This window comes from Enterobacter sp. UPMP2061, assembly GCF_053709615.1.
Genome location: NZ_JBSKJP010000002.1, coordinates 1 through 12,049 on the forward strand (window position 1 = coordinate 1; position 12,049 = coordinate 12,049).

The following is a 12,049-nucleotide window of genomic DNA, read 5'->3' on the forward strand; positions in this document are numbered from 1 at the left end:
TGTTTCGGCGAAGAGACAGAAGATTTTCAGCCTGATACAGATTAACAGAATTTGCCTGGCGGCTTTAGCGCGGTGGTCCCACCTGACCCCATGCCGAACTCAGAAGTGAAACGCCGTAGCGCCGATGGTAGTGTGGGGTCTCCCCATGTGAGAGTAGGGAACTGCCAGGCATCAATTAAAGAAACCCCGTACCGAAAGGTGCGGGGTTTTTTGCTTTGTGCGCCGGAAAATGCCGGGTGGCGGCACCGCCTGACCGTGCCTACAATTGTTAAAACGCTTTTAACAATGGTGCTGCTTTGATACGTCCCTTTGATTACCAACAAGATTTTGCCAACATTAATTTCCGTGACCATCCAGAGCTGTATCAGGTGGGGCGGGGAGAGCAGGGTGTGCTCATGGTGGAACCTTACAAAAGCGAAATCCTTCCGCACTGGCGATACAAAAATGCTGAAGTTGCAGCGCGATCGGCAAAAGAAATTTACGCCTTGTTTGAAGAATATCGTCAGCAAAACGACTTTGTGGGTATGGATATGGCGCGTAAATTCATTCAGATGGGCTATACCCGCGCCAGGCGATACGCCAATCATAAGGGCGGTAAAAAGTACGATGAGAAGCGCCAGGTCAAACCGCTGGATTGCGATCCTGTAAAAGCAGAAGCCGCCGCTGTCTTCAAAAAGTGGTGGGATAAAATTCGTGCAGATGAAGATTATTTGCAGCGAAAAAAGGCGCATCAGCAGAAGTGGGGATAATTACTACGTCCGCTAATAATTCGATACCTGATCGAGTTCACAAAACGTAATGAAACATATTAGAAACATTTTATTTACCTAACGATTCGTTTTAAATCCGGTTTTACTGTTTGTGGGCAATGGCCCGCAATGTGAGACAGGGGATTTTAAAATGACAGAAACCGTAGCCAGTGCAGATACGGATAACACCAATTTGGCAGGTAAGGATACCCGTCGTCGGGTTTGGGCAATCGTTGGGGCCTCATCGGGGAACCTCGTAGAGTGGTTTGACTTTTACGTCTATTCATTCTGTTCACTCTACTTTGCGCATATCTTTTTCCCGTCCGGGAATACCACCACTCAGCTTCTGCAAACCGCAGGCGTTTTTGCCGCCGGGTTCCTGATGCGTCCCATTGGCGGATGGCTGTTCGGCAGGATCGCGGACAGGAAAGGGCGCAAGACATCCATGCTCATCTCTGTGTGCATGATGTGCGTCGGCTCGCTGGTGATTGCCTGCCTGCCCGGATATGACACAATCGGAACATGGGCACCGGCGTTGCTGTTGCTGGCACGTCTGTTCCAGGGGCTGTCAGTGGGTGGCGAATACGGCACCAGCGCGACATACATGAGCGAAGTAGCTGTTGAAGGGCGCAAAGGTTTCTATGCATCATTCCAGTATGTAACCCTCATTGGCGGACAGCTACTGGCGTTACTGGTTGTGGTGATCCTTCAACAAATCCTTAGCGATGAAGATTTACGCGCCTGGGGCTGGCGCATCCCGTTTGCCCTGGGGGCCGCCCTGGCGGTTGTGGCGCTGTGGTTACGCCGTCAGCTTGATGAAACCTCCCAGCAGGAAGTCAGGGCGCTGAAAGAAGCCGGTTCGATGAAAGGGCTGTGGCGAAACCGCAAAGCGTTTTTGATGGTACTAGGCTTTACCGCCGCAGGCTCGCTAAGCTTCTATACCTTCACCACCTACATGCAAAAATATCTGGTCAACACCACGGGCATGCATGCTAACGTTGCGAGCGTCGTCATGACGGTGGCGTTACTGGTCTTTATGCTCATACAGCCGATTGTTGGCGCGCTGTCGGACAAAATAGGTCGCCGCACCTCCATGCTGATCTTTGGTGGCATGCTCACCCTGGGGACTGTTCCGCTTTTGACGGCGCTACAGCATACAACCTCTCCGTATGCCGCTTTCGCTTTGATTATGGTGGCACTTATTATTATTAGTTTTTACACGGCAATCAGTGGCATTTTGAAAGCAGAAATGTTTCCCGCACAGGTGAGGGCGCTGGGCGTAGGCCTCTCTTATGCGGTCGCTAACGCCCTGTTCGGCGGTTCGGCAGAGTATGTCGCGCTATCCCTTAAGTCATGGGGCAGTGAATCGACCTTTTTCTGGTATGTCACCATCATGGGGGCGCTGGCGTTTATTGTCTCCCTGATGCTGCATCGTAAAGGAAAAGGGATCCGCCTTTAATAATGCGCCATTTGCCAGACGGCGTAGCCGGTTGTTGCCCCGGCTACGTCCCAGGCAAAATCTTTCCAGCTCCAGCCGCTTCCCGAGGGGCGGCTATCCCAAAGTTCTTTTGATGCCCCCAGGCTGATGGAGAACATCAGCCCCATTGTGGCACTTCGATCCCGGCTATAACCCTGGTGCAGCGCATATTCATTACCCGCAGCGGACAACATTGCAGACGCCAGAAAGTGTTGAGCTTTATCCTGACCCGACCAGTTATCATTAGCCATATGGCTGCAACCGGTCAGGAAAAGAGGGATTATCAGGAAAGGCGTACGCATTAACAGACTCCATAAAAAAGCCCCGTCGATGACAGGGCTCGTGTATTACAGAATGCGGCTGATGAGGCGGTCGATACGGATCCGACGTAGACGGCGAATCAGCTTGCGAACTTTCACCGGATAATCAGCGATGCTTTGCAGATCGCGATAATGACGAACCACTGTAGTATGCGTGCGTATAAGCTCCAGCTCACGATCGCGTTTCGCGGCTAACGCATGCTGAGGATCGTGAATCAGGATGGCGTTTTCCAGATCCAGACGCCAGGCGCGTGGGTTGAGATTATTACCGGTCAGCAGCATCCACTCATCATCCACCCACATTCCTTTGAGGTGATAGCTGTTGTCTTCATCTTTCCAGAGACGCACAACCAGCTGGTCCGTGTTCACATAGTACTGTAAACGGCTCAGGAAGCGGCGCAGGTTAATCTCATAGAGATAAGGCAGTGCGCCGATGATCTTGAAAGGTTGATCTTCCGGAATGAAAAAGTCATTTGCCGTTTTATCCCCGACAATAATTTCCACCTTTTTACCATCACGCAGCAGCTGAATGATATTACGCACCAGAACGGCTGGAAGGTTGAAGTACGGGGTGCAGATGGTGAGCTTATGCTCCGCGCACGGCATCAAATGGAAGATGGTCTTGTTCAGCAGGCTGGATTTTCCCAGGCCTACCAGAGGCGTAACGGACAGTTCTTCATTACTGGCATCCCCCTGAAAACGATAAACCGCATCGCGCAGTTCCTGGCGGAAGGAGCGAACGTCGTTTTTGATTTCCGGGCTTTTCGGACGATGAGGATCGTCAAGACGGTGCACACCCCGGCCATGAACCAGGTTTTTATCAACCCAGTTGAACATGATGTCGGCCATCTGCGGATTGCGGATCAGATGGTAGCGATCGTAACGGTATTTATCGAGCTGATGGAGATACACATCATTCAGGCTGGCACCGCTATAAAGGACGCTGTCATCAATGATAAATCCTTTAAAATGAAGAACGCCAAGCGCTTCACGGGTATTCACCGGTACGCCATACACAGGGATATCAATACCCGGATTTTCCTGGGCCGTGCGGCAATACCAGTCAGCATTGGTATTCGAGGCAGCCGCTCCAATACGGCCGCGCTGAGCACGGTGCCAGTCAACCAGCACGCGAACATCCAGTTCTGGACGCTGACGTTTCGCTTCATAGAGCGCGTTCAGGATCGCACGCCCACCTTCATCTTGTTCAAGATAGAGCGCCACAATGCAAATACGTCGCGTAGCGCTGGCAATCTTTTCCAGAAGCGTCTCCCGGAAATGAGCGGGAGCATAAAAGAACTCTACATCATCAACTGACTGAGAAATCTTCGGTAGTTGAGCAAGGTGTTGTTGATGTTTATTACGCTTAAATTTTGACAACATCACAGTGCGTTTCTTCTCTGTTCATTGAAGGGTTGTCTGTACCAGGCAAACAACATAAGCGGACAATGATACCCCAGTGCCGCGAAAAGTGGGTAACATTTCCAGCAGCTTACTCTTGTTTATCCGTCGAAATCAGGCTGAGGGACAGAGAGACAATGCCTTCATCCAGCTGGATATCAACGTCAAAACCGAGCTTCCGCGCCAGGGTCACCATACCCCGATTGTTTGGCATAGTAATGCCATTCAGGCGTGACAATCCGTGATCGCGCGTATAACCAATGAGTTTTTCGAGCAGCCGTCTGCCCAACCCCAAACCCTTAAGATCGGAACGCACCAGTACGGCAAACTCCGCATCCACGTTATCCGGGTCGGAAATGGCACGCGTCACGCCGAGGATCTCCTCTCCCGCTCCGGAACGGCGGACCGCCACAATCGCCATTTCTCGATCGTAGTCGATCTGGGTCATATTGGCTAAATCGTCGTGGGTAAATTCATTGATTTCGCTGAAATAGCGATAGTACAAATCTTCCTTCGTCACCTGCGAGATGAACGCCCGCAGCAGCGGCTCGTCTTCCGGCAGGATAGGGCGAAACAGCGCCCGTTCCCCATTTTTCATCTCCACCCACTCTTCCAGATGAAGAGGATAAGGACGAATGGCGAGACGGCTTTCCCGATCACCGATAAAGGGCGCAATATCCAGCGTCACGTCCAGCGCGGTAAATTCATTTCCGGAGGCAAGAAGGGGGTGGATATCCAGGCGCTGGATCTCCGCACAGTCAACAATGAGGTTGGAGACCTTCACCAGAAACTGGCTTAACCCGGCGATATCAAGCGGCCGCAGAGCGCTTCTCCCGCGGATTTTTTTGCTTTTGATGGCCTGAATAATCAAATAACGCGCCAGGTTCATGTTTAGAGGAGGAAGCGCGACAACCGCCTGTTCTTCTGGCCGCCACTCAACGCCGCCTTCACCCAGCATAATGAGCGGACCAAAAACCGGATCGTGTTCGACAACCACGCGCAGCTCCTGTGCACCCGCACGGTTGGCCATGCTCTGCACCAGCAGGCCGTGGATCCGGGCCTGTGGCCACGTCATTTTTACGCGATCGATAATGGCATCCGCGGCCTGTTGTACTTCTGTCGCGGTGCGCAGATACAGCATGACGCCCTGCACATCCGATTTGTGCGGAATATCGGGAGAGCGCAGCTTCAGCGCGACCGGATAACCAATCTGCTCAGCGATATGTACCGCCTCAGCGCTGTCGCCGGCAATCCAGGTGGGCAGGGTTTGCATCCCATAGCTGCCAAGAATGGGTTGCACCTCATGTGTATCAAGAGAAGTGGCGCCCTCTTCGATGGCCTGCTGCAAAAGCCTGTGCACATCCACTGAATTTGCGGTGAGATTGCCCGGCAGGGCAGGCGTTTCACGCAGCTGCTTCTGGTTGCGGCGGTATTCAACCATATGCATAAACGCGGTAATGGTGCCCTCCGGGGTACGGTAGGTTGGCAACCCGGCTTCACTAAACAGACGCCGTGCCTCCTGGGAGGAGAACTCGCCGCACCAGTTGGTCAGCAGGGTAACGTATTTGCCGCGGGGATGGTTTCGGACTGCCTCAATCAGCGCACGCGCACTTTCGCTGCCTGGAGCAACCGCGCTGGGCGAATGGATAATCATCAGCGCATCAAAGTCCTGGCTATCGAGTAAAATCGTGATCGCCTTAATGTAACGATCGCTGCTGGCATCATCGCGCAAATCGAGGGGATTATCGGGAACAACGCTTCCCGGTAACGCGTCCCGCAGGCGCTGAAGCGTCTCTTCACCCAGCGTGGACAGCTTGCCGTTGCGTAGCCAGAGCTCGTCCAGCGCCAGGGCGGCGGGAGCGGCACCGTTGCTGACAATCATCAGTTTTTCACCGCGCAGGGGGCGCATGTGGCTTAACGTTTCAACGGCGGAAAAAAGCTCGTGTGTATCCTGTACCCGTAGTAAACCGGCGCGCTGGATCGCTGCATCCCATGCGGGATCCATCCCGGAACGGGAATGTAGCAGGCGCTGAGCCGCGGGGCTGCGCCCGCTTTTGATGACCAGTATCGGTTTATTTCGCGATGCGCTACGCGACGCCGACACAAAACGACGGGCGTCACTCAGGTGTTCAAGATAGAGCAGGATAGCGCTGGTTTTGCTGTCACGCGCCAGGAAATCCAGCAGCTCATCGACGTCAATGTCCAGGCTGTCGCCCAAAGCGATGAAGTAGGAAAAGCCCATCTCACGCTGCTGCGCCCAGTCGAGGATGGTATTGGATACCGCAGCCGACTGCGAAATAAAGGCCAGTTTGCCTTTACGGATCGGAACCGGGGAAAAACTGGCATTCAGCCCTTGCCAGGGCGCAAGCAGGCCGAGGCTGTTTGGACCAAGAATGCGCATCTGGTTGCGGCTGGCGCAGGCCAGCAGTTCGGGCTGCTGTTCAGGAGGCGAGGAAAGAATAATGCAGGTTTTACAGCCTTTCTGACCGAGCGACTCAAGCAGTTCGAGGTTTCGTTTCGCATGTGTACAGAGCACGGCGAGATCGGGAACGAAAGGCAGGCTCTGCACATTCGGCCACGCCAGTACCCCCTGTACCGCTTTATAAGCGGGCGTAACGGGCATGACCGGGCCGTTAAACCCGCCAGCCAGCAGGTTACGCATCATCAGATACCCTGCGCGGTCCGGTTTCATCGAGGCGCCAATAACGGCAATGGATTTCGGACGGAGTAGCGCTTCTAACCCTCTCTGGCTCATGCAGGCCTCCCGTGAATGCAAGCGACCTGATGATTTTAAACGCTTTCTGTCTCTGTTGCTGTGACGCTACCCTTATGAACGGTTTTTCCCGCAAGATAACGTTCACGGAAGCAGGAGAAGTGGGAGCCCAGCGCGCCGGCCGCCTGGGTATCGCCCGCCAGATCCAGTAGCGCAATAGCGACTTCAGCGGTGCAATATTGACCGTCGGCATGCGCTTCACGCAAGCGATAGGCCGAAACGCGCGACAGATCGACGGAAATCACCGGCAGCGCATCAAGGTAAGGGCTTTTGCGAAACATCTTTCTCGCTTCGGTCCAGGTGCCGTCGAGCATAATAAACAGCGGCGGCTTACCGGATGGTGGCGCCGTAAGCACCTGACGTTGTTCGCCTGCATATGATGCCGGGAAAACGACCATGGGCTGATAGTCCGGGCTTGCCACCAGGTCGAGCAGAGCCTGAGGTGGCTCAGTGCGCGACCACTGAAACGCTGCGGTGTTGGGCAGAATATCGGCGATCAAACGCCCCGTGTTGCTGGGCTTCATCGGTTCGGTATCGAACATGACCAGACAAAAGCGGCTTTTCGCCTCGCTCGGTGCAAGCGTTTCGCACAGACACACTTTCAGCGGTAAAAGGCAGCGCTGGCAGCGGCGAATACGATTGCCTCGGGCCAGAAAAGGGCGGGTGGCGCGCGCAAGGCGCTCGGCGCGTAATTGAAGTACAGCGTTATCAGTCATGGGCGAAAAGGCAGGAAAAACCCCATTTTCGCAGAGGAGAGAACGGGGCACAAGATATGCCCCGTGAATGTTACAGGGATTCGTTTAACCAGCTGTCGAAAGGCGCTTTCGGTACTGCACCATTGAGCATGTCGATCACTTCACCATTTTTGAAAATCATAATGGTTGGAATGCTGCGAATGCGAAAACGGGCGCTGAGTTCACGTTCCGCTTCGGTATTCACTTTGACAAAACGCATTTTCCCGCTGCGCTCTTCAGCCACGTCTTCGAAGATGGGCGCAAAGTTACGGCAGGGGCCGCACCACGGTGCCCAGAAATCGACCACAACAGGCAGATCGTCCTTGAGGAGTTTGTCCAGCGTAGCACCCGTCGCGTTAATGACATCGCCATCAAATAATTCGTGGCCACAACGCCCGCATTTCGCACCGTCATCCACCCGGTCGTCCGGAATGCGGTTTACAGCCTGACAGTTGGCACATACGGTATTCATAACTAACCTCTGATAGAGCCGTGGAACAACGGCAGAACGCCGATAATGTTTCTGATATGTTACATATTATCAGTGAGCTTGTATGAAACGACAATGCGTTTTATTCAATGGGAACAATAGTCACAGGCTTTTGTACGAAATTATGGCTATGAGCTTGCACATCGGGTAATCTGCGCGCTTCGCGCAGCGCTGGTGGAGAAAAGCATGAACGACGAAATGAAAAACAAAAGCGGCAAGGTCAAAGTGATGTATGTCCGCAGTGATGATGACTCTGATAAACGCACCCAAAATCCGCGTACCGGAAAAGGTGGCGGGCGTCCGGCGTCTTCTCGTGCAGACGGTGGCCGTCGCCCCGCCCGCGATGACAGAAATAACCGCGGCGATGACCGCAAACGTGATGACCGTAAGCGTGACGATCGCAAACGCGATGATGTTGTCCGTGACGGTGGATCGCCATGGCGTACCGTTTCTCGCGCGCCCGGTGAAGAGGCGACCGAAAAAGCCGATCACGGCGGTATCAGCGGAAAAAGCTTTATCGATCCGGAAGTGTTGCGTCGTCAGCGTGCGGAAGAGACTCGTGTCTACGGTGAGAACGCCTGTCAGGCCTTGTTCCAGAGCCGCCCGGAGTGTATCGTTCGTGCATGGTTTATTCAGAGCGTGACCCCGCGCTTCAAAGAAGCGCTGCGCTGGATGGCGGCGAACCGTAAAGCCTATCACGTGGTTGACGATGCCGAGCTGACAAAAGCGTCCGGGACTGAACACCACGGCGGCGTCTGCTTCCTGATCAAAAAACGTAACGGCACTACCGTGCAGCAGTGGGTCAGCCAGGCGGATGCCGATGACTGCGTGCTGGCGCTGGAAGATGTGGGTAACCCGCATAACCTGGGCGCTATGATGCGTAGCTGCGCGCACTTTGGCGTGAAAGGCGTTCTATTGCAGGATGCCGCGCTGCTGGAATCCGGTGCGGCGATTCGTACTGCGGAAGGCGGTGCAGAGCATGTTCAGCCGATCACCGGCGACAGCGTGCTGGAAGCCCTGGAGCAATTCCGTAAAGCGGGCTACACCATTGTCACCACCTCAAGCCGTGCCGCTACGCCGCTGTTTAAAGCGACGCTGCCGCGCAAAATGGTGCTGGTGTTAGGTCAGGAGCGTGATGGTCTGTCTGATGCGGCACTCTCCAGCGCTGACCTGAGCGTCTCTATCGACGGCACAGGCAACGTTGAAAGCCTGAACGTATCCGTTGCGACCGGCGTGCTGCTGGCGGAATGGTGGCGTCAGAACAAGGCATAAGCCTTTTATGTGCCGGGCCTGACCCGGCACATTCAAACCCTACTCGCTCTCTGCGGGTAACACAGGCATCCAGTCAATCGGCTTTTCGCCACGCTTTTCCAGCCACTCATTCGTCAGAACAAAATGATTACTGCCAAAGAAACCGCGATGCGCAGACAGCGGCGACGGGTGCGGTGCCTTCAGCACGTGGTGACGCTGACGATCGATAATCGCCCCTTTCTTTTGGGCATGCGAACCCCAGAGTAAAAACACGACGCCTTCACGATGCTCATTGATCAGGCTGATAACCTTATCGGTAAAGGTTTCCCATCCCAGACTGGCGTGGGAGTGTGCCTGACCCGCCCGGACAGTTAATACGGTATTCAGCAACAGCACGCCCTGGCGCGCCCAGCTTTCCAGATAACCGTGATTAGGGCGGGTGAAACCCGGAATCGTTCCTTCCAGCTCTTTATACATATTCAGCAGAGAAGGGGGGATGGCCACGCCCGGACGCACGGAAAATGCCAGTCCGTGAGCCTGCCCCGGGCCGTGGTACGGATCCTGCCCCAGGATAACCACCTTTACATCACTCAGTTCGGTGTAGCGGAAGGCGTTAAACACATCTTTCTGCGGCGGATAAATTGTCTGGCCGGCCTGCCGTTCAGCCGCAACGGTACTGAGGGTATTAATAAAATAGGGCTGCTGCTTCTCTTCTGCCAGCACGTCATGCCAGGTTAAAGGTGTTGTCATCTCGCTCTCCTGCGAATCTCATTCTGTGTCTAGCTTACCTGTTAAACCCCAATGAGCAAAATTACCCGCGGAAAACCAAGCTAAGTGACTCAATTTATGTTGAAAACCAGGCTGGATAAGTTGAATTGGTAAACCTTTAAAATTGATCTAAAACAAAAAATACAGACCACACTCTTTGTGTGGTTGGTAGTTTTGTTGATTTAAATCAATAAATCACCCGGGTCTGAATGTTATATATACACACAACAAACAATGGTTTTACCAATTGGCCGCAAAAGGCCAGCATCAGTTAATGTAGCCTAAGGGAGGCAACACATGATTACAGGTATCCAGATTACTAAAGCTGCAAATGACGATCTGCTGAACTCTTTCTGGCTGCTGGACAGCGAGAAAAACGAAGCGCGCTGTGTAGTAGCGAAAGCAGGTTTTGCGGAAGACGAAATCGTTCCGGTGAGTAAACTGGGCGAAATTGAATACCGTGAAATTCCAATGCAAGTGCAGCCAGAAGTACGCGTGGAAGGTGGTCAGCACCTGAACGTTAACGTCCTGCGTCGCGAAACGCTGATGGATGCCGTTGAGCACCCGGAAAAATACCCGCAGCTGACCATCCGTGTGTCTGGCTATGCGGTGCGTTTCAACTCTCTGACCCCGGAACAGCAGCGCGACGTTATCGCGCGTACCTTTACTGAAAGCCTGTAAGGTTTCAGTTTCGGGGGTGGAATAAAAAAGCCGGGAATGTCCCGGCTTTTTTTTACTCTTCCGTTTTTGTCTCTGGCGCAGCAGAACTTGGCTTACGGCGCTTACCAATATTTTTGGTATCGCGGTGGCGCTGTTTAACGCGCGGCTTCTCTTTTTCTTTCTCTTTTCTCTCAGCACGTTTCGCGAGCGCTTTCTTGGACGGTTTACCCGTCATTTTTTCACTCGGCGCACGTGTGGTCGGACGAAGCCCGTCAATCACGCGAGCTTTCAGCGGCTCCTCAACGTAGCGGCCAATTTTCTGTAGCAGCAGATGGTCGTGCGCTTCTACCAGAGAGATAGCAATACCTTTGCGGCCCGCACGGCCGGTACGACCAATACGGTGCAGGTAAGTATCACCGCTGCGCGGCATATCAAAGTTGATTACGTGGCTCACGTCCGGGATGTCGATCCCACGCGCGGCAACATCGGTGGCAACCAGCACATTCACGCGGCCATCGGTCAGGCGCTTAATCCCTTCGGTTCGCTTAACCTGCGCCATTTCACCTTCGAGATAGCAGTTGTTAATGCCGGCGTTGCGCAGCATTTCTGCCAGCTCATGCACGCGCTCACGTTTGCGTACGAAGACGATGGTACGGGTTGCCTCTTCCTGCTTCAGCAGGTGTTTCAACAACTCAACCTTATGCTCAAGGTTATCTGCGCGGTAGTACCACTGGTGGATCTTCTTACGCTCACGGGTCGATGGCGTAGCGGACACTTCCACCGGATCTTCCAGCAGACGTTCGGCGAAATCTTTAATGGCATCCCCTTCAAGGGTTGCCGAGAACAGCATTGTCTGATTACGCCAGCGCGTTTCACCCGCGATGTGTTCGATATCCTGGGCAAAGCCCATGTCCAGCATGCGGTCAGCTTCATCGAGAATCAGCGTTTCCACCGCGCGGCAGTCGAAGTTCTCTTCTTTTATGTATTGCAGCAGACGGCCCGTCGTCGCGACAACGATATCCTGGTTTTCGCTGAACACTTCGGCGTGGTTCATATACGCTACGCCGCCGGTGATGGTCGCGATATCCAGATGGGTGTTCGCCGCCAGCTCACGCGCGTGTTCGGCAACCTGCATCGCCAGTTCACGGGTCGGGGTCAGGATCAAAATGCGCGGTGGGCCTGATTTTTTACGCGGAAAGTCGAGCAAATGCTGCAACACAGGCAGCAAGTAGGCTGCTGTCTTCCCCGTGCCGGTTGGCGCAGAACCGAGCACATCGCGGCCCTCAAGCGCAGGCGGAATGGCCGCGGCCTGAATGGCGGTCGGGCGTGTAAAGCCTTTGCTCTCAAGGGCATTGAGCAGGCTTTCATCGAGTTCAAGTTCGGAAAAAGTCGTTACAGTCATGTTCTACCTCTGTGTGGGGCGCTG

Annotated in this window: 11 protein-coding genes and 1 rRNA gene; 5 read left to right on the top strand and 7 right to left on the bottom strand. The window is 54.0% G+C overall.

The window, feature by feature from the left end:
• The first annotated feature begins 54 nt into the window (after positions 1 to 54).
• The 3 genes from rrf (at position 55) to ACWKXX_RS05615 (ending at position 2,208) form a co-directional block, all read left to right on the top strand.
• Positions 55 to 170 (top strand): 5S ribosomal RNA (gene rrf / locus ACWKXX_RS05605).
• Positions 171 to 296: 126 nt separating this feature from the next.
• On the top strand, positions 297 to 749 hold the full coding sequence (locus ACWKXX_RS05610) for a DUF4385 domain-containing protein (RefSeq protein WP_063450553.1): 453 nt from the start codon (positions 297 to 299) through the stop codon (positions 747 to 749).
• Between the two features lie 151 nt (positions 750 to 900).
• Positions 901 to 2,208, top strand: a complete 1,308-nt coding sequence (locus ACWKXX_RS05615) for an MFS family transporter (RefSeq protein ID WP_261666065.1) — start codon at positions 901 to 903, stop codon at positions 2,206 to 2,208.
• On the opposite strand, the gene ACWKXX_RS05620 is transcribed toward ACWKXX_RS05615, so the two are convergent.
• The 5 genes from ACWKXX_RS05620 to trxC form a co-directional block, all read right to left on the bottom strand.
• Positions 2,205 to 2,528, bottom strand: a complete 324-nt coding sequence (locus ACWKXX_RS05620; protein ID WP_003860739.1) for a YfiM family lipoprotein — start codon at positions 2,526 to 2,528, stop codon at positions 2,205 to 2,207. The genes ACWKXX_RS05615 and ACWKXX_RS05620 overlap by 4 nt on opposite strands.
• 45 nt (positions 2,529 to 2,573) lie before the next feature.
• On the bottom strand, positions 2,574 to 3,929 hold the full coding sequence (gene pssA, locus ACWKXX_RS05625; RefSeq protein WP_026094276.1) for a CDP-diacylglycerol--serine O-phosphatidyltransferase: 1,356 nt from the start codon (positions 3,927 to 3,929) through the stop codon (positions 2,574 to 2,576).
• Between the two features lie 109 nt (positions 3,930 to 4,038).
• Positions 4,039 to 6,702 carry a bifunctional acetate--CoA ligase family protein/GNAT family N-acetyltransferase gene (locus tag ACWKXX_RS05630; protein ID WP_261666066.1) on the bottom strand — a complete coding sequence of 888 codons (2,664 nt, stop codon included), beginning with the start codon at positions 6,700 to 6,702 and terminating at the stop codon, positions 4,039 to 4,041.
• 35 nt (positions 6,703 to 6,737) lie between these two features.
• Entirely contained in the window at positions 6,738 to 7,436 is a 699-nt protein-coding gene (tapT, locus tag ACWKXX_RS05635) for a tRNA-uridine aminocarboxypropyltransferase (protein WP_015572132.1), read from the bottom strand.
• Positions 7,437 to 7,506: 70 nt separating this feature from the next.
• Positions 7,507 to 7,926: a thioredoxin TrxC gene (gene trxC, locus ACWKXX_RS05640; RefSeq protein ID WP_015572133.1), complete on the bottom strand. Its 420-nt coding sequence runs from the start codon at positions 7,924 to 7,926 to the stop codon at positions 7,507 to 7,509.
• Positions 7,927 to 8,130: 204 nt separating this feature from the next.
• Between trxC and ACWKXX_RS05645 the strand changes: the two genes are divergently transcribed.
• Complete coding sequence (locus tag ACWKXX_RS05645; RefSeq protein ID WP_017383555.1) at positions 8,131 to 9,216, top strand: tRNA/rRNA methyltransferase; 1,086 nt, start codon at positions 8,131 to 8,133, stop codon at positions 9,214 to 9,216.
• A 39-nt stretch (positions 9,217 to 9,255) separates the two neighbouring features.
• Here ACWKXX_RS05645 and ung read toward each other — a convergent pair whose 3' ends face one another.
• Positions 9,256 to 9,945 (bottom strand): uracil-DNA glycosylase, encoded by a 690-nt coding sequence (ung, locus tag ACWKXX_RS05650; protein ID WP_003860729.1) that lies wholly within the window; start codon positions 9,943 to 9,945, stop codon positions 9,256 to 9,258.
• Positions 9,946 to 10,260: 315 nt separating this feature from the next.
• Between ung and grcA the strand changes: the two genes are divergently transcribed.
• Complete coding sequence (grcA, locus tag ACWKXX_RS05655) at positions 10,261 to 10,644, top strand: autonomous glycyl radical cofactor GrcA (RefSeq protein WP_003860727.1); 384 nt, start codon at positions 10,261 to 10,263, stop codon at positions 10,642 to 10,644.
• 52 nt (positions 10,645 to 10,696) lie between these two features.
• Here grcA and srmB read toward each other — a convergent pair whose 3' ends face one another.
• A complete protein-coding gene (srmB, locus tag ACWKXX_RS05660) occupies positions 10,697 to 12,025 on the bottom strand; it encodes an ATP-dependent RNA helicase SrmB (RefSeq protein WP_017383554.1) in 1,329 nt (442 codons plus the stop codon).
• Positions 12,026 to 12,049: the final 24 nt, after the last annotated feature.